The following is a 22,803-nucleotide window of genomic DNA, read 5'->3' on the forward strand; positions in this document are numbered from 1 at the left end:
CGCCACCTCGGCCTCGCTCGGCGGGCGCACCTTGAGCACGATGTCGGACGCAGCCCACAGCGACGCGGCATCGGGCAGGATCTCGGCGCCCGCGGCGCGGTAGGCGTCATCGCTGAAGTTGGCAGCCTCGCCGGCGCCGGATTCGACCGCGACCTGAAAGCCCAGCTTGATGAGCTTCTCGACCACGTCGGGCACGGTGGCGACACGTTTTTCCAGCGGGAAGGTTTCCTTGGGGACACCTATGCGTTGGGTACTACTGAGCGGGGCATCACTGTGCTGCGGCGTCGCACTGGTACTGGTCTGCATGAAAGATCTCCTGGAGATTGGTTGTCGTTATGTGGAAGCAGCTCAAATGCAGCCAATGCACCGAGCACACTCCAGTGCCAACTCATAGGTGCTCCGGCCAGCACAAGGTGGCGCACCAGAACCAGCCGTGAAACTGCGACCCCACATCGCAGCCCTGATGGATGCGACTTCAAGCTGGGGCCGGTGGCTGTCAAAAAGAGAGCCGCTGATTTCTGCTTTCGAGTAGCCTCTGCTACGAAACTTAGGAGCTATCAGCGCTCGTCTTCGACAAGGACTGCCTGCCGGTTTACGCGCGGCGCGCGCCTACCAGCACAAACAGCATGGTGGCGGGCTTGTCGCTCGTGTTGCGCCAGGCATGGCGAGTGCCGTTCTGGATCACAGTGTCATGGCGCCCCAATTGCTTTACAGCACCGTTATCGAGTTCAAGGTGAATCTCACCGTCCAACAGCACTCCGTAGTCGATGGTGTCGGTGGTGTGCATGCCAGGGTTTTCCATCTCGAACTTCTCTGCCAGGCCGGGCAGAACCTGCATGTACTCGCCCCCCGCCGCCATGGGATCGAAACCGGGACTCATCATCACGGAATCGGGCGGAAAGGTGATGAACATCAGATTGGTGCCGTTGGGGCCAGGCACCCAAGACGAGGCAGCTACAGCGGGATCGTCGCCAGACGATGCTGGAATCGTGGCATCAGGCTGGGTTTCCCACAGCAGTGAAGTCACGAAGCCCGGCACATGCTGGAATGCCGTGGTTCGCGCGGCAGTCGCATCCGAGAGGAATACGGATTGACCACTGGCGTCGTGGCCGGTAACGATGCGTCGGTATGACATGACGTGCTCTCCGTTCCGCATCAATGCATGATGACGACGTTCGTGAAGCCGCCGGTGCGCTGCTCTACTGCTGCCAGGGCTTCGTTCACACGCTCCAGGGGGAAGCGTTCATGATCGAAAACGCTCAGATCCAGCGTGCCCGCATGCGCCATATTGGCCATGTCCTGCCCTTCGGCCGTGGTGAACCACAGTGAGCCGATGTAGGACTTCTGCAGGCACATGAGCGGGAACGGCTCCAGCGGAATCGGGTCGGCCACGCCGCCGATATTGATGGCCTTGCCACCGCGGCGCAGTGCATTGAAGGCATCGAGCACTGACGACACCGGCGCATTGGGGCCAAGTGCCTCGATCAGCACATCGACCCCATAGCCGCCCGTGGCCTCCATCACGATTTCGGCCACTGGGCGATCGCCCAGCACGATGGGCACGATTCTTTGCGGGTCGATTTGGTGCACCCGGTCGAGCAAGACTTTGTTGCGCGCCGTTGCATAGATCTTGGCAGCTCCCATCGCCAACGCCAGGATCACCGCACCCAAGCCCAGCGTGCCGGTGCCGCCGTCGATCAGCACAGTCTGTCCCGGCACGAACTGGGCCTTGCGCAGCGCCGAATAGGCCGTACCCAAATAGCCGAAACGCGCCCCTTGCTCGAAACTGATGCTGTCGGGCAGTTTGACCAGATTGGCAGCCGGGGCGGTCATGTACTGGCCGAAGCCGGCATAGGGGTAGTCCTCGAAAATCTGCTGAGAACCAGGGCCAAAGCCGAAATACCCCTGGAAGGTATAGGCAGTGCAGTTGATGTGGTCGCCGCGTCGGCAGGCTTCACAGGAGCCGCAGGACAGGCCCGGGTTCACATAGACCCGGTCGCCCGGCTGGATACCGCGCACCTGGCTACCGACCTGGGTGACGACACCCGCCGAGTCCAAGCCGTAGATGGCGGGTAGCTTCGGCAGGGGCAGGAAAGGGAACCACTGCGCATAGTGGGTCACCACATTGTGCAGATTAGGCACTACTCCAGCGGCCTTGACTTCCACGAGGACATCGGTAGGGCGAACGTCGGGAACGTCCACCGTGTCGATCTGGAATGGCTCACCGATCTTATGCAGGCGGGCTGCGCGCATCGTCTTGGTCATGGTTTGCTCCTTGTTTTGGGCAGTGGAAAGCCGACCGAACCGACCAGATCCGGTCGTCGGGGGGAAAGTGACAAGAGAAGGGAGTCCGCCGTAGCGGACTCGGGCATGCGCCCTAGCGTGCGAAGAAGTCCACGACCATGGCGTTGAACTTGTCGGCGTGCTCCCACTGTGCCCAGTGGCCGCAGCGGCTGAAGACGTGAAGTTCCGCGTTCTGCAGACCCGCCAGCAGGCGCAAGCCCACGTCCAGCGGTACGAAGCGGTCGTCGCGGCCCCAAATCACCAGCGTGGGGGCGCCGATCTCGCCCAGGCGGTGCCCCACATCAGGGAATTGCTTAGGGTTCGCCTCGGAGCTTTTGACGAAGTTCTCCAGGTGATCGCGGCGCGAGAGCATGTTGTCCAGCCGTGCCTTGTTCAGGTCTTCCGTGAGGCTGCTGGTGTCGTAGACGAACACGCTCATCATGCGGTTCAGGTTCTCGATGGTCGGTGCGCGGTAGAGCGCGCCGATCAGTTTGATGCCCTCGGTAGGCATAGGCACGAAAGAGCTGGCCCCACCTGTGCCGCCACCCATCAGCACCAGCTTGCCCACACGATCAGGGTTGGCAAGTGCAAACGCTACGGCGCTGTGTGCGCCCATGGAGTTGCCGATGAGGTGAACCTTGGCGATGCTCAGGCCATCAAGCAAACCTTTGAGTGCGCGCGCGTTCAGTTCGGAGCGCGAGCCAGTGCAGACGATGGGGTCGCTCTTGCTCCAGCCCGGGCAGTCCATGAGGATGACGCGGTAGCCCGCTGCGACGAGCGGTGCCACGTTACGGTTGAAGTTAGCCCAGCCGCTGGCGCCAGGGCCAGAGCCATGCAGCATGACAACGACCTGCTCTCCTTGACCCACATCGTTGTAATGCAGTTGAAGGCTCAGCTCACCGTCTTGAATGCGGATGAAGCGGCTGGTGGCGGATTCCGTGATATCTACAGACATGTTTTTCTCCCTTTTCAACCGGCTTCGCTCATGCTGGGCTGCTGCTGAAAGCTCTCGCGCTCCTGACGCTTGAGCAGGTCCAGCGCCACGTCCACGATCATGTCTTCCTGGCCGCCCACCATACGGCGCTTGCCCAGTTCCACCAGGATGTCCACGGTCTTGAGGCCGTACTTGGCCGCGGCCACTTCGCTGTGGCGAAGGAACGAGCTGTACACGCCGGCATAGCCCAACGCCAGCGTTTCGCGGTCCACGCGCACTGGGCGGTCTTGCAACGGGCGTACGATGTCGTCGGCCGCATCCATCAGCTTGTACAAATGCGTGCCGTGGTTCCAGCCCATGCGTTCGGCGGCGGCGATGAAAACCTCCAGCGGCGCATTGCCTGCGCCTGCGCCCATGCCGGCCAAGCTGGCATCCACACGGTCGCAGCCTTCTTCCACGGCGGCGATGCTGTTTGCCACGCCAAGGCTCAGGTTGTGGTGGGCATGCATGCCGGTCTGCGTCTCGGGCTTTAGAACTTCCTTGAAGGCACGGAAGCGCTCGCGCACGTCGTTCATGCTCAGGGCTCCGCCGGAGTCCACGACGTAGCAGCAGGTGGCGCCGTAGCTCTCCATCAGCTTGGCCTGCTGGGCCAGGGCCTGCGGCGTGGTCATGTGGCTCATCATCAGAAAGCCCACGGCCTCCATGCCCAGATGGCGCGCATATTCGATGTGCTGTTTCGAGATATCGGCCTCGGTGCAATGAGTGGCCACTCGCACGATGCGGGCGCCCGCATCGTATGCAGCCTTGAGGTCATGCACAGTGCCGATTCCTGGCAGAAGTAGCGTTGCGATCTTGGCGTGCTGAATGACGCTGGCGACGGCCTCGATCCACTCCAGATCGGTATGCGCGCCAAAACCGTAGTTGAAGCTGCCGCCCTGCAGCCCATCGCCATGGGCGACTTCGATGGAGTCCACCTTGGCTTCGTCGAGCGCCTTGGCAATCTGCTTGGCCTGCGCCACGCTGTACTGGTGGCGGATGGCGTGACTGCCGTCGCGCAGCGTCACGTCGGAGATATAGATTTTCTTTGCGGTATTGCTCATGAAAGTCTCCTTCAGGCAGCGGCCAGCATGCGCTCGGCCATGGATTCAGCGGTACGCAACGCGGCACTGGTCATGATGTCCAGGTTGCCCGCATAAGCCGGCAGGTAGTGGGCCGCACCCTCGACCTCTATGAAGATGGAGGTCTTGAGTCCATGCATGCGCTCACCCACACCGGGGATGCGAATAGACTTATCGGCAGCGATGCGGTCGAACTGCACGCGCTGTTTGAGGCGATAACCCGGCACGTAGGCTTGCACGTCGGCGGCCATGCGCTCTACCGATTCGGCAATGGCGTTCTCGTCAGCCATCTCGCTCAAGGTATAGACCGTGTCGCGCATCATCAGCGGCGGCTCGGCCGGGTTGAGCACAATGATGGCTTTGCCCTTGGCCGCGCCACCCACCACCTCGATAGCCTTGGAGGTGGTTTCGGTGAACTCGTCGATGTTGGCGCGCGTGCCGGGGCCAGCGCTCTTGCTGGAGATGCTGGCGACAATTTCGCCGTAGTGAACCTTGGCAACGCGACTCACCGCCGCCACCATGGGGATCGTGGCCTGGCCGCCGCAGGTGACCATGTTGAGATTGGGAGCGTCCAGGTGCGCATCGCCATTGACCACGGGCAAGCAATACGGGCCGATGGCTGCGGGCGTGAGGTCGATCACGCGGATGCCGGGCTTGAGGCCGCGCAAGAAGGCATCGTTCTTGATGTGCGCCCCGGCGCTTGTGGCATCGAACACAAAGTCGATGTCAGCGAACACAGGCAATCGCGTCAGTCCCTCAACCCCTTCATGGGTCGTGGCGACGCCCATGCGCGCAGCGCGAGCCAGGCCATCGGAGGCAGGGTCGATGCCGACCATTGCGCCCATTTCGAGATACTTACCGTGGCGCAGAATCTTGATCATCAAGTCCGTGCCGATATTGCCGCTGCCGACGATGGCAGCCTTGAGCTTGCGGGTCATGCTGAAATCCTTTAGGTTGCGGAGAAACTGGCGTGGACGCGGCCCACGCCACTGATATGGGCCTCGAAACGGTCGCCGGGCTGAACTGCAACCATGGGGCCAAGTGCGCCGGTCAGCACAAGGTCACCAGCGCGCATCGGCTGGCCGAGCGCGGCGAGCTTTCGCACCAGCCAGACTGCGGCATTGAGCGGATGACCCAGGCAGGCAGCACCGTTGCCGGTGGAGACGGTTTCCCCGTTGCGCGTCATCTGCATGTCGCAGAGCTTGAGATCGAGGCCGTCGAGCCGCGCAGGCACGGCACCGAGCACGACCAGTCCGCTCGATGCGTTATCGGCCACGGTGTCAATGAACCGGATGTTCCAGTTGGCGATGCGACTGCCCACGATTTCGATCGCGGGCAGCACATAGGCGGTCGCGTTGATAACATCGACCAACGTGGCATCAGGCAGGTTCAGGTCGCGCGACAGCACCAGTGCCACTTCGGCTTCGACCTTGGGCTGCAGGGTGCGCGCAAGCGGCACGATCTCGTCGTCGCCATAGACCATGTCGGCGAACAAGGTGCCGAAGTCGGGCTGATCGACACCGAGCTGTTTTTGCACGGCCAGGGAGGTCAGGCCGATCTTGCGACCCACAATGCGGCGGCCTTGCGCTTGAGCGTGCTGCACATTGGCCAACTGCACAGCGTAGGCCGTATCGTTGTCGGTGATTTCCTCGCGCAACGGAGCAATCGGCGTTGCCGTGGCTTCAGCCTGGCGCAAGCGTTCAGCCCAGGCTTGGATTTGAGAGGATGAAGTCATTGTGTTCTCCAGATCAGGTATGCATGAACATGACGCCATAGCCGGCAATCAATGCAGGGATGGCACGGTAGGCAAAAACCGGGCAATCCAGAGGCCGACCTTGTACGTCGAGACTTGGTAGAGCAGCCCGAGCTACTAGCCAGGTTTTCGATTCATGTGCGGAGTTGCCCGCTTCAGCCGCGATGGAGGCTTCAGACATGGTGCACATTGACTCCAGATCGCCATCCGCCAGAAACTGCATCCAGCGCTGATCCCATTCCGGGTTAAGCGGCTTCATCCAGTTTTCGCCATGGGCCAGGGCCATTCCAGCGGCCTTGACACGCTCGGTCTTGGCGGCGACTTCGGCCTGCGTGGGCTTGGATTTAAAGGTAATGCGCTGGCGCACAGCAGGGTCCGGGTGCTCTAGCGTAGGCACAGGAGGCTCATGCGACAGGCCGCCCGAGCCAATCAGCAGGGTGCGCTGCGGCAGCGTATCGAGAAAGCGGCCAATGGCCTCACCCAATGCCTTGCAACGTCCCATGCGGGCAATGCCGGGCAAGGAGACGGAGTTGAGGAAAATTGGGATCAATGGAGGTGTCTGGGAGAGGTCATCACCCCACAGCACCTGTAATGCTTGCGAAAAGCCATGATCCACCTCCATATGACGCGAGATGGCAATGTCGAAATTCGCATCCATCAGATGCGTTGCTAATGCCATAGCCTGAGCTTCTTCGACATTCAGTGCACCAGCAGGCGTCAAATAGTCACCCACGGCGATGGCTTTGCTTCCAATGCAGAAAGGCGGCATCAGTTCATTGAAGAAGCCGTTGTAGTGGTCGGGACCAAGCAAGACCACGAGTTGCGGGTCAAACGCCTGCACTGCGGCACGGGCCTGCGCGGATGCAGTGTCGAGAGCCACTTGCTCCTCATCGCTGACGGGGTTGAGGCCCCAAAGCGGCGAGTGCGACATGCCCAGAAAGGCGCGCTGCATCATGCGTGCTCCAGATCCAGCAGTTGGGCGAGGGCCTGTGCCAATTCTTGCTGCGCGACTCCACTGTCAGCGACGCCCTGCATATGGCGCCATGCCACCACGCCATCGGGACGTACCAAGAGCGCACCGGCTTCATCCACTTCACGAATCGCGTGCCAGCTGCAGTAAAGATCCTGCGCACCCGGTTGACCGATCACCACCACGCGCAGATAAGGCAGGTTCATTTGCTTGGCCGCATCAGTCCAGGCATGGCCCGCAATGCCAGTGACCAGCGAATAGCGCCCCTTGCCGACCAGATCCAGTGTCGATATGCGACGACCATCTTTACCGACCAGCCACGTATGGGGGAGCTTGGCGCCAGGGCGTGTAGTGGCCTGGAGGTACAGTTGGCGGTCTCGTGCAAAGACTTCTTCACCGGCATCCGGGTCAGGAATAACGGCATCAGAAACACACCGCTGGTTGAGCTCTACCCCCTGGGCATTGAACTCGTAGTTCTTCAAGTCCAGCGCCTTGGCAAGCGCGTCGCGCCGCGCCACACCTTCCGGCCCAGGGTCGGCCAGTTTTTCCAATCCCGCAGCCACGGGATCAGCGGCCGTCATGTCGCGGAAACACTGGTTGAGCGGCCCATAGTCCACCCGCGACTGATTGGCGCGTGCGACGATCTGCGCACCCACAGGGGCACGCTCCAGGCTATAGGACTCCAGGAGGCCAGGACCGGCATAGCCTTTGACCACAAACGCGAGCTTCCATGCCAAGTTGAAAGCATCCTGCATGCAGGTGTTGGAACCCAGGCCGCTCGACGGCGGGTGGCGATGCACCGCATCGCCCCCGCAGAACACACGCCCCTTGGAATACACCGGTGCATGGGCCTGGTTGACGTACCAGGTCGAGGCGGTGGCAATGTCGATTTCCAGTTCGGGGTCGCCGACTAGCAAACGAATCTTGCGCTTGACCTCCTCCGGCGAAAAGTCCGGCTCGCCCTGGGACATGTCAAAACCCCAGCCCGCGATCCATTTCTTCCAGGGCTCAACGGCTCGCAGCAATCCCATGCCGATTTCGCCAAAGGCGGTGTTGGACGTGACGATCCAGTACAGGATGCTGGGACGATGGGCAACATAGCGCGTGAGGTCAGCGTGGAAGACCACATAAGCTGTTCCCGCGCGGGCCAGTTGCCCCTCCAGCTTCAGATCCAGTTCTTCCAAGATCTTGGAGCGGGCTCCATCTGCTCCAACGAGGTAGCGTGCGCGCACCGTATATTCGCGGCCTGTTTTTTCGTCGCGCAGCCAGGCAGTCACGCCATCTGCGTCCTGCTCGTGGCGCAGGTACTCGGTGTTGAAGGTGTAGACCGCGCCACGTGCCGTGGCGTTGGTGACGAGCACCGGCTCCATCTTTTCCTGTGTCAAGTCCATCAAGGGGCAAGGGCTGCCCTGGATGTAGTCGCCCTTGCGCTCGTCACCCGTGCCCCAGGTGCGCAAACGAGCGATCTCAGGCCCCGCCAAGCTGGTGGTAAACAGGGTGTCGCCCATGTCTTCCCACGGCGTAGCGATGTGGAGCGCTTCCTGCTCCACGTTCAGGTCGCGCAGCACTTCCATGGCCCGCTGGTTGGTGATGTGCGCACGTGGCGAGTTAGCCGTCCAATTGAAGCGGTTGACGACCTGCACGCGCACGCCATAGGTGGCTAGCGCCAGCGCAGTAGTGGAGCCCATGGGGCCGCTACCGATCACGAGCACGTCGGTTTGGAATTCGGATGCTTGGGACATGTGTGTCTCCTGGGTTTACTTGAGGGTGTTCTGGATGACCTTGCCGTAGGTGGCGATGTCGCGGGCCAGCCGCGCGGACAGTTCGGCGGGTTCGGCCGGATAGGGGTCACCCGACATAGCCAGCTTGTCCTTCATGGCAGGCGTTTTGAGCGCTGCGTTCAGTTCCTGACCCAGACGCTGAACGATGGCAGGGGGCGTTGCGGCCGGGGCGACGAAGAAGATGTAGTTGGAGATTTCCAGACCGGGATAGCCGCTTTCGACCAACGTAGGAACCTCCGGCAGCAGCGGGTGGCGCTTGGCCCCCAAGGTGGCGATGGGTACCAGCTTGCCGGTCTTGATGTACTGCTGCGCGTAGTGCACCGGCATAAGCATGGTGTCGGTCTGGCCGCCGATAAGGTCTGTAGCCGCAGGCGCCAAGCCCTTGTAGGGAACATCAACGAACACAGCACCCGTCGCCTCGTTGATCTGGTGCATATGGATGGACCAGGGGCTGCCGGTGCCCATGGTTCCGAAGTTCATCCCGGAATTCCTGCTTTTGGACAGTTGAACCAATTCCTTGACGCTGCGGGCCGGCACCTTCGGGTTGACCACCAGCACGAGCGGAATCAGGATCGTTCCAGCTACCGGAACAAAATCACGCTGCGCGTCGTAGGGAACCTTGGCACCCAAGATGGCTGCTGCCTTGGGGTACTTGGCCATGGCTTGGTTGATGGCGTGCGAATCGGACACCACGCCAATGGTGTAGCCATCCGCAGGCGCGCGGGCAACCGCCTCGGTACCGATGATTGAGGACGCCCCAGGGCGGTTGTCAACGATCACGGTCTGTTTGAGAGGCCCGCCGATGGCCTCTCCCAGTGCACGCACGGCGGAGTCGGCGTTCCCGCCTGCGGGGTACGGAACGATGACGCGGATAGGCTGCTTAGCAGGCCACTCCTGCGCATGAGCACAGGGACTGAATGCGAATCCCAGCGCCGTCATGGCGCAGAAAATGCGTCTGGTAAAGGTCATTTCTGTCTCCAGGTTCTTGTAAGGTGTCGTGGTCACCCGCCTATAGCTACGGGTAAGTCGAAACACCCATGAAGTGTTTCTGATCTGCGTCAATGCGCATAGACTGTGCACAGAGTGCACCAGATGGAAGCCCAAATGTCCTCCACCAAAAGTTTGACCAACTCCCAGACTTACCGAGAAGTAAGAGGCTTGACCCGTGGAATTGCGGTGCTACGTGCGCTCAATGCCATGCCTGGAGGCATTGCAGGGGTTGCTGAGTTGGCGCGTGCCAGTGGATTGCACCGAACGACGGTGAAACGGCTTTTGGAGACGCTCAAGACGGAAGGGTTGGTACTCCAGAAAGACGATGGCGCTTCTTATGCGTTGGGGTTCGAAGTTCGACGCTTGTCCGAGGGGTATGTGAGCGCTGATTGGATCGATCAGATCGCCTCGCCTGCCATGCATAAGCACCTGCGCTCGCTGTCGTGGCCGAGTGATTTAGCCACGCCCGATAGCGGTTTTATGATCGTGCGCGAGTCCACCCACAGGGCCAGCTTGCTGTCGCAGCACCGCGCTACCATTGGTCTTCAGATTCCCATGCTGGTGTCATCGCTGGGCAGGGCATGGCTGGCAGCATGTACGCTGGATGAACGCGAAGCCGCGCTGGCGCTTCTGCGAGAGCGAACAGACACTATCGGTGAGCTGGCGCGCGATAACGCCTACGTCAAACGCATATTGCGTGAAACCCGCAAAAGAGGCTACTCCGTTAATAGAGGCGAGTGGCTGTCGGAAGCCAGCGTGACGGCCATTGGATTCCCCATCATTGCCAATAGACAGGCAATCGGTGCGATCAACTTAGTATTGCAGCGCAGTACCGTCACCGACCGGGAAATTGCCGTTCGGTACGTGCCTCTGTTGCGTAGCTTGGCGGAGGAAATTTCTAGAGGCGCTTCCACTCCCTCTTGGAGGTAGCTGTGTATTCGTACAGTTTTATACCCTTAAATTAACCATGATATTAATGTGGTTTAAGGGTAAACCCTTTTTCTCGGAGTATCGGTTCCATGCTCCAGGAATTGCGATCACTATCCAACTGACCTGCCAAGTTGTCGCCCGACTTCCCATGACACCCCACTATTACGGACTGTTGCAATAAGTTGCTGTCCCAGCCGCTGCTCGATCACTGGCTTCCACGGCACGAAGCTGAAACCCTTGCCGTCATCCAGCATGGCGTAGCGCCCGCTGGCCAGCATGAGGCTGCGGCGGTAGATGCCCGCTACACGCTGGCCGTCGGCCACGGGCCGGTGCTCCAGGCCGGTTTCGGCGGCAATGTCTTTGCCGACTTGGGCCAGTTCCCGGTTGCGCAACGTGCCCAGCAGGTTGCGCGCCAGGGCCGTGCGCTGCCCACGCCGCTCGGCCAGCCCCTGTTCGACCAGGAAGTCGGCTCGCTGCTGTAGCGCCTGCTTGGCCTCGCCGCCAAAGCCCAGGTCGCCCAAGCCTTGGCCGCCGCTGATCAATTGCTGATCCAGCCAGGTCGCGCCGATCACGCGGGTTTGCCGCTCGATGGGAAGATGGGATTTCAACTCCACGGCCACGCCGCCCAGGCGCTGCGCGTCGTATTGGCGGCCACGTTCGGGAAGGTCGTCCGGCACCTTCCATAGACCCTCGGCCACACGTTCCACGATGCCCGCTCGGCGCAGGGCTTCGAGGCGGCGGACGTGGGCCGCAATCACTTCCTGCGGGCCACGGCCATCCCTGGCCTGGCCTTGTGCAATGGCGAGGTGATGGTCGGTGCGGTACAGGCCATTGGCCGCCAGTGCGGCAATAGTCTTGTCTGCCGCGCGCACCTCAGCGGAGCCTTTCACCTCGACAACCGCGCCCATGGGGTACTGCTCCAATTCCGTCCTGGGCGGCAGCGTCACATAGTGGGCCTTGCCGTCAACGCCATCGACCACCAGATAGCCCCGGTCGTACAGCTCGTCGGCCAGTCCCTTGCCCGCTACCCGGCCGATGATGGACTGCGCATCCTCGCCCGGCTGGAACACGTCCAGCTCACGCTGCCGGCCGCCCATGGCCCGCTGCATGGTGCGGATGATGTCGCCGCGTTCGCCCATGGCCCGCAAGGTTTTTTCGGCATCGGCATGCACGGCCCAGGCGCCAGGCTGCGTCTCCGTGGCAAGCCCCATGCGTTGAAGCCGCTGCAGGCGCCCGACCAGCAGCAGGCGCTGGCGTTGCAGCTTGGATTCGTTGAAGCGCTCGATCTTGACCAGGCCGTCCACTGCCTCGCGCTGCAGGGTGCGGTCCAGGCTCGTCCAGCGCTCCTGCTCCACCTCGCGGGCCAGCGTGCGCTGGATCTCCAATTCCGTGCGCGGCCCCAGCCATTCGGTGGCCAGTTCCATCGCCCGCTCGCGCATGCCGCGGGTGATGTACTCCTGCGAGATGATGAGATCCTTGCCTGTGTCGTCCTTGCCGCGCAGCACGACATGGGTGTGCGGGTTGTCGGTGTTCCAGTGGTCCACCGCCACCCAGTCCAGCCGGGTGCCCAGGTCGGCCTCCATGCGAGCCATCAGGTGGCGGGTGTAGGTGCGCAGGTCTTCAAGCGGCTCCGCATCCTCGGGCGAGACGATGAAACGGAACTGGTGACGGTCGCCCCGGCCGCGCTCCTCAAAGGCGGCAGTATCCGCCTCGTCGGTAATGGCTCCGTAAGCCCGGCCCTGTCCACCCTGGCGATCCACCCCTTCGCGCTCGATGTAGCGCAGGTGCTGCACCGTGGATTTGCCGCTGGCCTGCTGTAGGTATACCAGCCGCACCTTGACCGTGGCCCGGCGAGAAAACGCCGTCAAGGACTTGCCAGTGAAGCGCGCTGCCGTATGCCCGCGCCCCAGGCGCGAGCCGGGTGCCTTGCCGGTGGTCTTGCACCCTCGACCGGAGACGCCAGCGGCCTTGCTTGTCTGGCGCAGCACCTGGGCAATAAAGGTGTCGCCGCGCTGCTTCGGCTTGCCTGGCCGCACGCGAAAACGGTCATCGTCACCGGGATTTCCGCGCTGGCTCATGATGTAGCCCCCGCCAAGCCCATCGCGCCCGAGCGGATGGAGCACACGGCGGGCCCAATGCCCGCAAGGCGTTGGGGCTGTTGGCGGCACGCAGCCGCCCTATGGCGCGTGCCGCGCCACACCCACGTGCAGACTGGCCTTGCGCGCACCGTGGTGCCGCGCCCTTCAATCTTGCCCTGCATCCCTGCCTCTCGCATCCGCTCCCGGCAGTGCTGCCCCGGCGCTGCGGCTGCGCGAGCGGCCAGCGCGCCGGGGAACGCGCCGATGGCCGCAGGCCGGGCGCGTTCAAGGCAAGATGCCTGCACGTTGGACAGCTGCGCCGGAGACAGCGCGAAGTGCGGTGCCCAATGCGAAGTATTGGCACCCGCACTGCACGCGCGACGACACGGCGACAGCAGTAGGAACGACACGCCCGATAGCACGACGGAATGCACGTTGGCGTGCAGCAAATCGGCGGCGGTCATGGGCGCTTCTCCAGCCAAACCGGCTGCGCGACGCCGATCACGGCGGCTGCGCTGACCGGCCCGAAATACCGGCTGTCGAACGACGCCGGGTTGGTGACACTGAGCAGAAAAAGCTCGCCGGCTTCAAGGCGGCGGCACTGCGGCCAGGATGGCAGCAGCCGGCCCAGCCGGTCGGCTGGCAGCACCGCGGCCACCGGCACGCCGTCGATCCAGACCAGCGCATCGAACACGCACACATGCTGCGGCGCAACAGCGCCCACACGCTTGAGCAGCGGTACGCGCGCCGGCAGGTAGTGGCGCTGCGCAGCGAGCGCGGCGGCGTCTGGCGGCAGCGTGGTCAGGACGATGGCACCAACGCGCAGCGCATCCGCAGGCCCGATGCGATACCAACCGACCGGAATGCTGTCGGACGGGTTGTAGACCAGGCGCGGCAGCGGCTGCACGAAAGCCGCCCAGGCCAGCGCCGCGAGACCGCAGGCGGACAGGCCTGCCAGCACGAGGCGTGAGCGAGGACTGGTGATCATGACAGCGCCCTCCCGGCCTGCCAGGCGGCATGCCGCTCGGCGCTGTATTCGGGCAGCGGCAGGCGCGCCGCGAGCCGGTTGGCGAGCGTGCGCCAGTACGCAAACGAAGCAGCGGACGGCGCGATGCCCAGCGCCTCGATGGCGTCGATGCGCTCCAGCACGGCGCTCACGGCTCGGTCACCTTCGGCGTGCAGCAGCAGGCGCGCACCGGGCTGCACCCCGGGGATGCGCTGCGCGCCATCCAAGGGCGTGCAAGCCTGCATCACCATGAGCTGCCAGCGAACCGTGCCGTAGTCGTTGGCCTGCCAGCGGATACGGCAGAACACGGCGCCCGGCAGGAACATGGCAACGCGCCGCCAGCGGTCGTGCCGAACGATGCGCAGCGGCTCGCCGAAGCGCAGGTAAATGTCGATGCGCTGATCCACGTAGGCCAACGCCACGCGCGTCGGCGGCGTGGATGCGGGCCATGCGGCAGGCGCAGTCGTGGCTGCTGCTGCAGCAGGCAAAGCGGATGCGTTCATGGCGTGTTCTCCCCGCGTTGTTCAGGAAACTCCCGCTCCAGCAGCGCGCGCAGCAGGTCGGCCACGGTCACGCCCTGCGTGAAGGCCGACACCTTGATGCGTGAGCGCATGGCTGGGGAGATGTCGAGGGTCAGGCGGGCGGTGTAGACATCCCCCTTGTTGAGCACATCGGCGTCGCCCTGGCGAATCCACGCCTCGGCGTGCGGATTCGCAGGCGGGCGGGCGCCAATGCCGACGCGCTTGCTGCGTACTGGCTTCGCTGTCATGACGGCCACCGCAACAGTTCATCAACCAGGGCGGTGATTTCGCGCGCGGCGGCGCTGTCCGGTGCCGTCTCGCGCGCGAGACGGCCAGCGGCCACGCTGTCGGCGAACACGATGCGCTGGCGTACTTCCGAGCGCAGCGCAGGAAGCGGCTGCTCGGCCAGCGCGCCGCGCGCTTCGCGCCCGATCACGGTGGTGCTGACGCGCCGGTTGATGACAAAGGCCGCGCGCAGCTGCGGTCGGAACACCTGGGCTTCACGGATCAGCGCCACCATCTCGGCGCTGGCCCAGAGGTCGTAGGGGCTGGGCTGCACCGGGATCAGCACCCGGTCGGCCGCCAGCAGCGCGGAGCGCGCCAAGGCCGCAATCCTGGGTGGCCCGTCGATGACGACGTGATCGGCCCGCCTGGCGAGTTCTGGGGCTTCCTGATGCAGGGTTTCGCGTGCAAGGCCCACGGCACTGAACAGCCTGGGCAAGCCTTGCTGGCTGCGGCGCTGCGTCCAGTCCAGCGCGGAGCCCTGCGGGTCGGCATCCAGCAGGATGACCGACTGCCCGCGCATCGCCAGCTCGCCGGCGATGTGGGTGGCGAGCGTGGTCTTGCCCACGCCGCCTTTTTGATTGAGCAGCGCGACGATCATGGCCTGGCCCTCCGCGTTGGAAGACCGGGTGCAGGAAGATCGGGTGTCGGCCGACGTGCCAGAACGGCACGCCGATGACTCCAAACGCGGGCCTGCACGCGCCGCTGCGCGGTTATCCACCGTGGCGCGGCGCTCTTACTAGTTATGGTATTTAAAGTTAATACGTTATAGGCCGCCGAAACCCGCGCCAGCATTGGCCTGGCGGACCATTGGCACGCCTGATAGCACGAGGGTTCCACGCCCGATAGCACGAGACTCGGCACGCCTGATAGCACGAGCCCGTCCACAGGCTTTGCCGCGGTTATCCCCGTGCCGTGGGCGGCACGGGCCGGAAGGTGAGCAACTCGGCCCCGCTGCCCGCCATGCGCTGGATACCAAGCCGATAGCCTGGCAGCGACTGCCGCGCCACCAGTGTGCGCAGATCGCAGGCGAAGTCGGCGGGCTTGGCGGTGCTGCCCGACTTGCGGTGCAGCGCCCGGAAGTCGAACCACCAGCCCGCCTCCTGCCGCCCGCCGTGTTTTCTCACCAGCCGGTACAGCCAGCGCTCGATGCCCCCGGTGAGCCGGAAATACGCCGGGTCGATGGTCAACACTAATGCCGCATCCAGCACGCCACCGAAGAACCAGTCCGGCAGGATCAGCTCGATGCCCAGCGGCATGCCGCTGGCATCGGCCAGTTCCTTCCACTCGTTGATCCACGAGAACCGATGCAGCCGCCGCCCGGTCGTCTCGCGGATGGACGTGGCCACCGTCGTGGACTGGAGGCGATCCAGCGCCGCCTTGAGGCGCTGGTAGTCCCGCAAGCCCGTACCGCGCCCGATGAAGCGCAGGATCTCGTAGGGTGTGGCCTGCATCAGCCGCGACGGGCGCAGGCCTGCGTCGCGCGCCTCCACGATCTGGCTGGCGGCCCAGATCAGGATGTCGGCATCCCAGATCGTGGCAATGCCATGCTCCTGCGTGCCCTCCACGCGGATAGTGATTCCTGCCGCCTGAAAGTCGATCGGCGCCGTGCGCCGCGACTTCGCCAGCGAGAAGAACGGAAAGGCCATCAAGTCCTGGCTGTCGCGCGGCGCCATGTCGCCCGGCAAGGCGCGGAACAGGTCGAGCTGTTCGCGCTCCTGCGAGGGTTGGGACATGGCGAAGGCCACCCGCGCACCGCCGGTCAGCGCGCACGGCTGTCCGCCGCATGGTGCTCGGCGTACTCGGGGTCGGACGTGGTGGCATAGCTGCGGTCTTCCGCCCAGGCGTCGAGGTCGGTGACGGCGTACATCACACGCCGGCCAAACTTGCGGAACTTGGGGCCACCACCCAGCACACGCTGTTTCTCCAGCGTGCGGGGCGATAGGCGCAGATAGTCGGCGGCTTCGTCGTTGGTGAGATAGCGCTGCGGCTGCGCAGCGGACATGGCGTTGGTTGCAGGAGCGGCGGCAGGCCGCAAAGGTGCAGGACGCATGGTGAGAACCTCCATAGCTTTCGAAGCTCCGGCCACACAGCGCAACCGGATGGAGGCAGTCTCAGAAAACGAAGCCCTCTTGCTCAGGGACGTTTTGCGTCCCCTGCAAAACGTCCCTTCCCAGGCGAATCAATCTGTGCTAGGCGGCGATAGCCGCCGCGCATCAGTGCCGTGCCCCGGCGCACCAGGCGGCGCACGCGGGCGCGCAGCTCGCCGTCGGCGTGCCAGTCGGCAGTGACGGCATCGGAGCCAAACAAGCCCTCGGCCACCTGGCGCAAGGACGCACCCGCCAGGGTGGCGTCGAGCGCCTGCAAGGTGTGCAGCTCCAGCAGCGCCACAGGCGGCGGCCTGGGGCGGGCCATGGGCGCGGGCGTATCGGGCACGTTCGGGGCACCACGGCCGCGCTGGGCATAGGCGACAGCCATGCCATCCTCCAAGCCGGGTGCCAGCGCGAAGCGCAGGCAGCGGCCCGGGCTGTGCGCGTTCAGCGCCAGCCCCTTGCCGTCGTGCAGCAGTTGCTTGTGGCCGGGGATGTGCCAGAGCGAGAACGGCGTTGCATCGGCGGGCGGGTCAGCGTCGGGGTGAAGCTGCACTACGGCATCGGAGCCTGGCAGCCAGGCCGGCTGCGCGTCACGCGCATCCAAGGCCGGGTCTTCCAGCAGGCGCAGTCCCCAGCGATGGGCAGCATCGGGGCGGCGATGACGGCGCAGCCAGTCGAGCCGGTAGTCAGGATGCCTGCGCAGGTACTCCCAGGCCAGCGCGAGCGTGTCCAGGCACAGGACGTACAGATAGGCGGCGGTGGGATACCAGTGCGCGTGATGCTGGGGATCGACCATGACACAAGCTCCTATCGCAGGAGCAGCGCCACCGGCATCACCGGGCACGGATTACCGCATTGGCATCCAATCGTTAAAAATCTGGATTGACCGTAAATTTCGTGTCAAGACGATATGAATCCGGTACATTGCGCAAATCGTCTGAATGCGGTGACGGTGCCTGCCCAATCTCGCTTCCTGCGAGAACCACCGTGTCAGAAACCGCGCCCAGCGTCATGGCCGTTCAGGCCTGAATGACGCCCATGCGCCGCAATAGTCGGGATTAAGACCTGGCAGGTCTGGAATAAGACGGAAATCGTCTGAATGCGCCAAGCTTGGCCGTGGCGCGCATGCTCAATCCATGATGGAGCCGTTTTCCTGGGCCAGCCGCAGATATTCGGACAAGGGCCGCACGGCCTTGAAATACCGATCCCGCATCACGGGCTGCTGGCGAGGCCCGACGATGGATTCCAGATCGGACAGCTTCACGGAGCCCAGTTCGGGCATCCCCAGCCCCAGGTCGATCAGTCCCCAGGCCGTATCGCCATCGGCAGGATCAAGCGCGGCCAGCAGCCAGATGAGATGCGCGTCCGGGGTGAACAGCCGTGCCACGGGCAGCGGGTCGATGACCTCGCCACGGGCGCGGGCCTGGCCGTGGGCCAGCAATTGCCTGCGCTCGTCCTCGGTGATGAGTCGGTTCATGGGCGGCCCCTTCTTGGAACAAATCCACCCAAACGTGAAAGCGTAAAGCCGTATCGGCGGATTTGAAGAAATGCACGGATGAGGCTTTGCGCTTTTGCAGGAAGCCGCAGTGGCGGATTTCCGTAAAAACGTAGAACCACAAAAAAGGATCGAATCGAATGAATGAGTTAAAGATAACGTGGTTTTAATTGTGCTGCGAATTGACGCTTCTGTCCATGCAGAAGCGAACCGTCCAGCGCGGCCGACCGGCCGGCTCCACCACCCACGATGCCGAGTTGGCTCACGCCTTCGGCGCGGCGGTGCGTGCGCTGCGGATGGAGCGCGGCATCGCACAGGAATCGCTGGCGCACCAGGCCGGCATCGAGCGTTCCCACATGGGCAAGATTGAGCGCGGCGAGCACATGCCCACGCTGGCGATCATCTTCAAGATCGCCGGCGCGCTCGAATGCAGCACGGCCGTGCTGATGAGCGAGGCTGAAAGCCAGCTCGCAGCAGCGGCCCAGCCGTAGGCGCCGGCCCGGCCGATCCGGCGCAGGCCGGTTCGGCGGTGTTCAAGGGGCGCCAAGTGCAACGCGGCGGGGATGGGCCTTGCGCCGATCCCCGGAGGGCAAGCGAAGCGCGCAGCGCCGCAGGCGCGAAGGCGTTAAGGATCGGAGCCGAATGGCTGTGACGCCAAAGGTGGCACTGGGCGAAGCCCGCAGAGCCTGGCGGTGCAAGGCACCGAAACGCCGAGGTCTTCCGATAGGTACCGCCCAGGCCAGGCACGCGGAAAACCTGCGAGCCCCCACAGAATTCATGTACCCGCGCCCTGCTCAGGTTGATATGCCGGCAGCACGCCCCGTTTGGATCATGAGGGGATGATGGTGGTGTGCCTCGCCGTGGTGCACAGCCAGTGGCCAGCGAAGCACCTGGAGCCTGAGAAATGAATGAGAGAAGTATTCTTGCCATTGGCATTGACCCCGCATTCGCGGATTTGAGCGCGCACCCGGAGCTTTCCGTGGAGCTGGTGCGCGCCTACATCGACCAGCAGATGGAGCAAATACGGGCACAGGGATACGAGGTGGATTCCTGCCTCGTCGATCTGGGCGATACGGCCGAGCAGGCCGTGGAGCGCCTGCTGCGGTCACGCGAATATGGCTGCATCGTCTTCGGGGCCGGGTTGCGCGAACCGCCCGCGCTACTCATGCTGTTCGAGCGGTTGCTGAACCTGGTACACCGGCTGGCGCCCCACAGCCGTATCGCGTTCAACACGAATCCCGCGGATACGGTGACGGCGGCGCAGCGCTGGATTGGCTGACTGGAGCCAACATGCCCCGCCCGTGGGCGGGGCGCTGGCGGCCGTCAGGCCGCCTGGGGCTTGCTGCGCGACCAGATCAGGTCGTGCGTGCCGTCCTCGCCTTCGATCAGGCGGGCGTAGACCGTGGCCGCAAACGAAGGATCGTCCAGGGTCACGGAGATGTACTCGCGCCCGGCCTCGCTGGTCTTCTTCCACGCCGCGCCGATGTCGTGACTGGCGGCCTGCAGGCGGAAGTCGGGGGCCTTCTCGTTGTCGCCCTTGTCGTTGGGCACCAGCTTGACCTTGACGTTGAGCGTCAGGGTGCGAAGCGTGCCGGTGAAGCCGTCTTTGTCTGCGGTGAAGCTGCCGATGTTGGCCATGATGGATCTCCTTATGGTGGAACAAGGTTCGCGCCCATCGCGTCCTTGTTGTGATCCGGTCGGCGGGGGAAGGGCTGGCTGCACCGCTTGCGGTCGCAACGCAGTGGAGAGCCGGGAGGCGAAAAGAATTTGCTCGCGAGGAATCTGCGCAGCAGAGGGGAAATTGTTGTCGCCGGACGGTTGCAGCCATGAAGCCCGAGGCGCAGCCGCGCCACCGCCAGGATTCACAACAACACAAGGACGCCTTGGGCCGAACCGCACCGAAAGGAGACAGGGCCGACTCGGCATCCCCGCATGGAGACTGCGCCGGTTCGCCCACTGACGCGGGCCAGGTCAACACCCTAACGACGGGCGAGAACGACCCCGCCGCAACTTGCGGCACTGGTCTTGAGGCGTGGCGTGGAAGCTCCATGGCGATGTCAGGCGGGATGTCCGTGAACCGTCCTTCGTGACGTGATGGGCGAGAACCGCCAGCGTTGAGGACGGCACCGATTCGCACAACCTGCCGCAGCAAGCCACGGCGTACCCACAGAGCACCGCTCATGCGGCGAAGCGCTATCCCTGGCCGATCCGGCGCTGCCGGTTCGGGGCATTCCGGGGCGCCAAGCACCGCGCGGCGGGGATGGGCCTGGTGCCGATCCCCAGGAGGCAAGCGCAGCACCACAGATGCGAGGACATCGAAGCCAGGACCACTTTGCAGCGTTTGCCGTTGTTCTAAGCGGCACCGCGATCTAACGGTTTCCGCTCAATAGTAGTCGTCCAAGCACCGATAATCTTGTCCAAATCGCTAGGTTCTCGGATCGATTCATGTGTATTAAGGCGTAAAGCCCAGGTGTGTGGCAGGCGATTCTGTGAACATTTGCCTTGCTCCGACGTTACATAGCTCTGCTACATCGATTTCATGGTGTTGTAGGCAGCTGTCGTATATGGCATCGTGACTATTTCTTTGTCCTGCAGCGATGGATCGGTGGCGATCAAGGCCCTGACCTGGCTTTCAATGTGTTTGCGTGTGGGTTCGGGAAGGGCCGCAATAAAGCTCGTTGAACGCACTCTGTTCAGTATGACGTCTTCTGCAGGCCCGCTGTGCGTGTTCGAAAAATGCTGTTCTTGAAGCGGGCCGAAACCTTTGGCTGGAAAGACCCGCCGCCATGCGCCCGTGGCGTATCGCGGAGCCTTCCCCTCCACTTGGTCTACGATGGCATTGAGTTGTTGAACCCATGCCTCCCTGTCATCCCGCAGATTCCATACCAGTCCCAGTTGGCCACCAGGTTTGAGCACACGGTGGATTTCATCAAGTGCTTGAGTGGTTGCGAACCAGTGAAATGACTGAGCGCAGACAACGGCGTCCGCAGAGCTATCAGGCACTGGAATACACGTTGCGCTGCCCTCAAGCGCCTGCACAGAAGGGAGCTCAGCATGAAGTTTTTCCAGCATTTGCGCCACCGGCTCAACGGCAATGACGGTTGCACCGGTACTAGTGAGCCTTCGAGTGAACTTTCCGGTACCGGCCCCCAAGTCGATGACCGTTTTACTGTCGCCAAGACCAAGTACACCGGCTAGCCAAGCCGAAATTTCCGGGGGGTAGTCGGGTCTGCCGCGCGCATAGGCTTTCGAGGCGAGCGCGTAGCCATCAGACGCTGCTTGATGGACATTGTGAGTTGACTTTGAGGATGTAGGCATTGCATTGAGCTCTCACTTGCTTTGAAAATTCATTCTATGGATACGCAAGGAATCTCATGCCATTGAGCGGCCCTATCAAGCGCATGGTGCGGTATGCACCGCTGACTGCTCCGATTTGTCATTCACACAACAACCCGTATTGATTTATCCACAATGATCCAGCCAATAGGCTGGAACTGGCGCCTCGACGCCAGATTGCAAAGGCCTTTATGTCAACTCCCACCGTTACACCGGGGCTCCTCTACCACGATGCGCCTGCAGCAATTGAATGGCTTTGTCACGCGTTCGGATTCCAGAAGCGCACTGTGATTCCAGGGGATGGTGACACTATCTTGCACGCGCATCTGACTCTGGGCAACGGCGGCGTCATGCTCAGCTCTGCGGAGGATTACCCGTTTCCCAACCTGTGCAAGTCTCCGCGCGAACTGGGTGGAGCAGGCAGTGCCGAAATCATCGTCTACGTTCCCAATCCCGACGAGCACTACCGGCTTGCGGTGGCGGCGGGCGCCGAAGTCGTCATCCCCATCGAAGACAAGCCGTACGGTGGTCGCGGCTATTCCTGCAAGGATCCCGAAGGGTACGTCTGGGCCTTTGGCTCATACAACGCATGGGCGATGGAATGAAGGCCGGTGATCGAGATGTTCGAGCGCAGCTTGACAGCGCCCAGGTTCTTGGTGCGGCGGTAGATCAGTGTCGCCTTTGTCCTGCGCATCGAGTGTGTCCCGTACTCCATGCGGTCCAGGCCTAGTTCGTCAACCCAGTGACCAAGGATTCGGGCGTACTGCCGTGTCCCCAGATGTGGCGATTCATGTAGCCGGCTTGGAAACAGGCAGTCCTCTGATTTCAGCCCAGCCAGCTTGATCCAGGCTTGCAAGGCGTCACGGGCAGCCAGCGTAATCTCGAACTGCACTGGACGCTGAGTCTTGTGCTGCATGACGACAGCGCGCGATGCCACCTGGTCGCCGTGGCATACATCCCGAACCTTGAGAGCGACGAGGTCGCATCCTCGCAGCTTACTATCGATGCCCCTGTTGAAGAGAGCAAGCTCGCGCACCCGGCCTTCCATCTGGAGCCTTACGCGCAGCGCCCAGATGTCCTTGAGCTTGAACGGAGCCTTCTGCCCGACGATCTTGCCCTTGTTCCATGGCTCGCGATGAGCGGTATTACCTGTGGATCCCATGATGCTCTCCCATCGAGTTGAGGGGCCACAAGATGCGCCGGCTTCGACTCGCCTGAGCGACGAGCAATGCT

General features: G+C 63.1%; 25 protein-coding genes and 1 pseudogene. 4 read left to right on the forward strand and 22 right to left on the reverse strand.

What is annotated here, in order from left to right; translation table 11 throughout:
- The 10 genes and pseudogenes from pntA to V8Z74_RS23575 form a co-directional block, all read right to left on the reverse strand.
- Positions 1 to 306: pseudogene (gene pntA, locus V8Z74_RS23530) on the reverse strand (Re/Si-specific NAD(P)(+) transhydrogenase subunit alpha); the annotation flags it as partial.
- A 286-nt stretch (positions 307 to 592) separates the two neighbouring features.
- Positions 593 to 1,135 (reverse strand): cupin domain-containing protein, encoded by a 543-nt coding sequence (locus tag V8Z74_RS23535; RefSeq protein ID WP_349711648.1) that lies wholly within the window; start codon positions 1,133 to 1,135, stop codon positions 593 to 595.
- Between the two features lie 20 nt (positions 1,136 to 1,155).
- Positions 1,156 to 2,265: an alcohol dehydrogenase catalytic domain-containing protein gene (locus tag V8Z74_RS23540; protein WP_349711650.1), complete on the reverse strand. Its 1,110-nt coding sequence runs from the start codon at positions 2,263 to 2,265 to the stop codon at positions 1,156 to 1,158.
- Between the two features lie 112 nt (positions 2,266 to 2,377).
- Positions 2,378 to 3,238: an alpha/beta fold hydrolase gene (locus V8Z74_RS23545; protein ID WP_349711652.1), complete on the reverse strand. Its 861-nt coding sequence runs from the start codon at positions 3,236 to 3,238 to the stop codon at positions 2,378 to 2,380.
- Positions 3,239 to 3,252: 14 nt separating this feature from the next.
- Complete coding sequence (dmpG, locus tag V8Z74_RS23550) at positions 3,253 to 4,317, reverse strand: 4-hydroxy-2-oxovalerate aldolase (RefSeq protein WP_349711654.1); 1,065 nt, start codon at positions 4,315 to 4,317, stop codon at positions 3,253 to 3,255.
- 11 nt (positions 4,318 to 4,328) lie between these two features.
- Positions 4,329 to 5,273, reverse strand: a complete 945-nt coding sequence (locus tag V8Z74_RS23555) for an acetaldehyde dehydrogenase (acetylating) (RefSeq protein WP_349711656.1) — start codon at positions 5,271 to 5,273, stop codon at positions 4,329 to 4,331.
- Between the two features lie 11 nt (positions 5,274 to 5,284).
- Positions 5,285 to 6,070 (reverse strand): 2-keto-4-pentenoate hydratase, encoded by a 786-nt coding sequence (mhpD, locus tag V8Z74_RS23560; protein WP_349711658.1) that lies wholly within the window; start codon positions 6,068 to 6,070, stop codon positions 5,285 to 5,287.
- 13 nt (positions 6,071 to 6,083) lie between these two features.
- A complete protein-coding gene (locus tag V8Z74_RS23565; RefSeq protein WP_349711660.1) occupies positions 6,084 to 7,043 on the reverse strand; it encodes a 3-carboxyethylcatechol 2,3-dioxygenase in 960 nt (319 codons plus the stop codon).
- Entirely contained in the window at positions 7,040 to 8,800 is a 1,761-nt protein-coding gene (locus V8Z74_RS23570; RefSeq protein WP_349711662.1) for an FAD-dependent monooxygenase, read from the reverse strand. The genes V8Z74_RS23565 and V8Z74_RS23570 overlap by 4 nt, the downstream gene beginning before the upstream one ends.
- A 15-nt stretch (positions 8,801 to 8,815) precedes the next feature.
- Positions 8,816 to 9,808: a Bug family tripartite tricarboxylate transporter substrate binding protein gene (locus V8Z74_RS23575; protein ID WP_349711664.1), complete on the reverse strand. Its 993-nt coding sequence runs from the start codon at positions 9,806 to 9,808 to the stop codon at positions 8,816 to 8,818.
- A gap of 135 nt (positions 9,809 to 9,943) precedes the next feature.
- Here V8Z74_RS23575 and V8Z74_RS23580 point away from each other — a divergent pair, with 135 nt between their 5' ends.
- Entirely contained in the window at positions 9,944 to 10,759 is an 816-nt protein-coding gene (locus V8Z74_RS23580) for an IclR family transcriptional regulator domain-containing protein (protein WP_349711666.1), read from the forward strand.
- Positions 10,760 to 10,869: 110 nt separating this feature from the next.
- On the opposite strand, the gene V8Z74_RS23585 is transcribed toward V8Z74_RS23580, so the two are convergent.
- From V8Z74_RS23585 to V8Z74_RS23625, 9 genes are all read right to left on the reverse strand, one after another.
- The gene (locus V8Z74_RS23585; RefSeq protein WP_349711668.1) at positions 10,870 to 12,837 is read right to left on the reverse strand and encodes a DUF3363 domain-containing protein; all 1,968 of its coding nucleotides are present in this window, start codon (positions 12,835 to 12,837) and stop codon (positions 10,870 to 10,872) included.
- 460 nt (positions 12,838 to 13,297) lie between these two features.
- Positions 13,298 to 13,825 (reverse strand): S26 family signal peptidase, encoded by a 528-nt coding sequence (locus tag V8Z74_RS23590; RefSeq protein ID WP_349711670.1) that lies wholly within the window; start codon positions 13,823 to 13,825, stop codon positions 13,298 to 13,300.
- The gene (locus V8Z74_RS23595) at positions 13,822 to 14,346 is read right to left on the reverse strand and encodes a DUF2840 domain-containing protein (protein WP_349711672.1); all 525 of its coding nucleotides are present in this window, start codon (positions 14,344 to 14,346) and stop codon (positions 13,822 to 13,824) included. The genes V8Z74_RS23590 and V8Z74_RS23595 overlap by 4 nt, the downstream gene beginning before the upstream one ends.
- On the reverse strand, positions 14,343 to 14,612 hold the full coding sequence (locus V8Z74_RS23600) for a chromosome partitioning protein ParB (RefSeq protein ID WP_349711674.1): 270 nt from the start codon (positions 14,610 to 14,612) through the stop codon (positions 14,343 to 14,345). The genes V8Z74_RS23595 and V8Z74_RS23600 overlap by 4 nt, the downstream gene beginning before the upstream one ends.
- The gene (gene parA / locus V8Z74_RS23605; protein WP_166311128.1) at positions 14,609 to 15,247 is read right to left on the reverse strand and encodes a ParA family partition ATPase; all 639 of its coding nucleotides are present in this window, start codon (positions 15,245 to 15,247) and stop codon (positions 14,609 to 14,611) included. Before parA ends, V8Z74_RS23600 begins: the two co-directional genes overlap by 4 nt.
- A gap of 301 nt (positions 15,248 to 15,548) precedes the next feature.
- Entirely contained in the window at positions 15,549 to 16,382 is an 834-nt protein-coding gene (locus V8Z74_RS23610; protein ID WP_349711676.1) for a replication initiator protein A, read from the reverse strand.
- Between the two features lie 26 nt (positions 16,383 to 16,408).
- Complete coding sequence (locus tag V8Z74_RS23615; protein WP_349711678.1) at positions 16,409 to 16,699, reverse strand: helix-turn-helix transcriptional regulator; 291 nt, start codon at positions 16,697 to 16,699, stop codon at positions 16,409 to 16,411.
- Between the two features lie 83 nt (positions 16,700 to 16,782).
- Positions 16,783 to 17,535, reverse strand: coding sequence for a DUF2285 domain-containing protein (locus V8Z74_RS23620; protein ID WP_349711680.1), 753 nt, complete (start codon positions 17,533 to 17,535; stop codon positions 16,783 to 16,785).
- A 333-nt stretch (positions 17,536 to 17,868) separates the two neighbouring features.
- Entirely contained in the window at positions 17,869 to 18,216 is a 348-nt protein-coding gene (locus V8Z74_RS23625) for a DUF2958 domain-containing protein (protein ID WP_349711682.1), read from the reverse strand.
- A gap of 215 nt (positions 18,217 to 18,431) precedes the next feature.
- Here V8Z74_RS23625 and V8Z74_RS23630 point away from each other — a divergent pair, with 215 nt between their 5' ends.
- The gene (locus tag V8Z74_RS23630) at positions 18,432 to 18,725 is read left to right on the forward strand and encodes a helix-turn-helix domain-containing protein (protein ID WP_011516230.1); all 294 of its coding nucleotides are present in this window, start codon (positions 18,432 to 18,434) and stop codon (positions 18,723 to 18,725) included.
- A gap of 413 nt (positions 18,726 to 19,138) precedes the next feature.
- Positions 19,139 to 19,513: a hypothetical protein gene (locus V8Z74_RS23635; RefSeq protein WP_349711684.1), complete on the forward strand. Its 375-nt coding sequence runs from the start codon at positions 19,139 to 19,141 to the stop codon at positions 19,511 to 19,513.
- A gap of 44 nt (positions 19,514 to 19,557) precedes the next feature.
- Here the strand turns inward: V8Z74_RS23635 and V8Z74_RS23640 are convergent, their stop codons facing one another.
- Both V8Z74_RS23640 and V8Z74_RS23645 read right to left on the reverse strand, forming a co-directional pair.
- Positions 19,558 to 19,872, reverse strand: a complete 315-nt coding sequence (locus V8Z74_RS23640; protein ID WP_349711686.1) for a DUF736 domain-containing protein — start codon at positions 19,870 to 19,872, stop codon at positions 19,558 to 19,560.
- Positions 19,873 to 20,760: 888 nt separating this feature from the next.
- On the reverse strand, positions 20,761 to 21,552 hold the full coding sequence (locus tag V8Z74_RS23645; RefSeq protein ID WP_349711688.1) for a class I SAM-dependent methyltransferase: 792 nt from the start codon (positions 21,550 to 21,552) through the stop codon (positions 20,761 to 20,763).
- Positions 21,553 to 21,761: 209 nt separating this feature from the next.
- Between V8Z74_RS23645 and V8Z74_RS23650 the strand changes: the two genes are divergently transcribed.
- Entirely contained in the window at positions 21,762 to 22,175 is a 414-nt protein-coding gene (locus tag V8Z74_RS23650; RefSeq protein WP_349711690.1) for a VOC family protein, read from the forward strand.
- Here the strand turns inward: V8Z74_RS23650 and V8Z74_RS23655 are convergent.
- Positions 22,106 to 22,732: a tyrosine-type recombinase/integrase gene (locus V8Z74_RS23655; protein WP_349711692.1), complete on the reverse strand. Its 627-nt coding sequence runs from the start codon at positions 22,730 to 22,732 to the stop codon at positions 22,106 to 22,108. The two genes, V8Z74_RS23650 and V8Z74_RS23655, sit on opposite strands and share 70 nt — an antisense overlap.
- Between the last annotated feature and the right edge of the window lie 71 nt (positions 22,733 to 22,803).

It is taken from the genome of Comamonas sp. w2-DMI (assembly GCF_040187735.1).
Classification (GTDB): domain Bacteria; phylum Pseudomonadota; class Gammaproteobacteria; order Burkholderiales; family Burkholderiaceae_C; genus Comamonas; species Comamonas terrae.

What these genes read in the sequence shown, in the direction of transcription:
- V8Z74_RS23590 (WP_349711670.1), bottom strand. Translation starts at nt 13,825, where the DNA reads ATGATCACCAGTCCTCGCTCACGCCTCGTGCTGGCAGGCCTGTCCGCC.
- V8Z74_RS23655 (WP_349711692.1), bottom strand. Translation starts at nt 22,732, where the DNA reads ATGGGATCCACAGGTAATACCGCTCATCGCGAGCCATGGAACAAGGGC.
- V8Z74_RS23645 (WP_349711688.1), bottom strand. Translation starts at nt 21,552, where the DNA reads ATGCCTACATCCTCAAAGTCAACTCACAATGTCCATCAAGCAGCGTCT.
- V8Z74_RS23640 (WP_349711686.1), bottom strand. Translation starts at nt 19,872, where the DNA reads ATGGCCAACATCGGCAGCTTCACCGCAGACAAAGACGGCTTCACCGGC.
- V8Z74_RS23635 (WP_349711684.1), top strand. Translation starts at nt 19,139, where the DNA reads ATGAATGAGAGAAGTATTCTTGCCATTGGCATTGACCCCGCATTCGCG.
- V8Z74_RS23650 (WP_349711690.1), top strand. Translation starts at nt 21,762, where the DNA reads ATGTCAACTCCCACCGTTACACCGGGGCTCCTCTACCACGATGCGCCT.
- V8Z74_RS23625 (WP_349711682.1), bottom strand. Translation starts at nt 18,216, where the DNA reads ATGAACCGACTCATCACCGAGGACGAGCGCAGGCAATTGCTGGCCCAC.
- dmpG (WP_349711654.1), bottom strand. Translation starts at nt 4,317, where the DNA reads ATGAGCAATACCGCAAAGAAAATCTATATCTCCGACGTGACGCTGCGC.
- V8Z74_RS23620 (WP_349711680.1), bottom strand. Translation starts at nt 17,535, where the DNA reads ATGGTCGATCCCCAGCATCACGCGCACTGGTATCCCACCGCCGCCTAT.
- V8Z74_RS23630 (WP_011516230.1), top strand. Translation starts at nt 18,432, where the DNA reads ATGCAGAAGCGAACCGTCCAGCGCGGCCGACCGGCCGGCTCCACCACC.
- V8Z74_RS23600 (WP_349711674.1), bottom strand. Translation starts at nt 14,612, where the DNA reads ATGACAGCGAAGCCAGTACGCAGCAAGCGCGTCGGCATTGGCGCCCGC.
- V8Z74_RS23535 (WP_349711648.1), bottom strand. Translation starts at nt 1,135, where the DNA reads ATGTCATACCGACGCATCGTTACCGGCCACGACGCCAGTGGTCAATCC.
- V8Z74_RS23615 (WP_349711678.1), bottom strand. Translation starts at nt 16,699, where the DNA reads ATGCGTCCTGCACCTTTGCGGCCTGCCGCCGCTCCTGCAACCAACGCC.
- V8Z74_RS23555 (WP_349711656.1), bottom strand. Translation starts at nt 5,273, where the DNA reads ATGACCCGCAAGCTCAAGGCTGCCATCGTCGGCAGCGGCAATATCGGC.
- V8Z74_RS23585 (WP_349711668.1), bottom strand. Translation starts at nt 12,837, where the DNA reads ATGAGCCAGCGCGGAAATCCCGGTGACGATGACCGTTTTCGCGTGCGG.
- V8Z74_RS23565 (WP_349711660.1), bottom strand. Translation starts at nt 7,043, where the DNA reads ATGATGCAGCGCGCCTTTCTGGGCATGTCGCACTCGCCGCTTTGGGGC.
- V8Z74_RS23580 (WP_349711666.1), top strand. Translation starts at nt 9,944, where the DNA reads ATGTCCTCCACCAAAAGTTTGACCAACTCCCAGACTTACCGAGAAGTA.
- V8Z74_RS23540 (WP_349711650.1), bottom strand. Translation starts at nt 2,265, where the DNA reads ATGACCAAGACGATGCGCGCAGCCCGCCTGCATAAGATCGGTGAGCCA.
- V8Z74_RS23595 (WP_349711672.1), bottom strand. Translation starts at nt 14,346, where the DNA reads ATGAACGCATCCGCTTTGCCTGCTGCAGCAGCAGCCACGACTGCGCCT.
- V8Z74_RS23570 (WP_349711662.1), bottom strand. Translation starts at nt 8,800, where the DNA reads ATGTCCCAAGCATCCGAATTCCAAACCGACGTGCTCGTGATCGGTAGC.
- V8Z74_RS23545 (WP_349711652.1), bottom strand. Translation starts at nt 3,238, where the DNA reads ATGTCTGTAGATATCACGGAATCCGCCACCAGCCGCTTCATCCGCATT.
- parA (WP_166311128.1), bottom strand. Translation starts at nt 15,247, where the DNA reads ATGATCGTCGCGCTGCTCAATCAAAAAGGCGGCGTGGGCAAGACCACG.
- V8Z74_RS23575 (WP_349711664.1), bottom strand. Translation starts at nt 9,808, where the DNA reads ATGACCTTTACCAGACGCATTTTCTGCGCCATGACGGCGCTGGGATTC.
- mhpD (WP_349711658.1), bottom strand. Translation starts at nt 6,070, where the DNA reads ATGACTTCATCCTCTCAAATCCAAGCCTGGGCTGAACGCTTGCGCCAG.
- V8Z74_RS23610 (WP_349711676.1), bottom strand. Translation starts at nt 16,382, where the DNA reads ATGTCCCAACCCTCGCAGGAGCGCGAACAGCTCGACCTGTTCCGCGCC.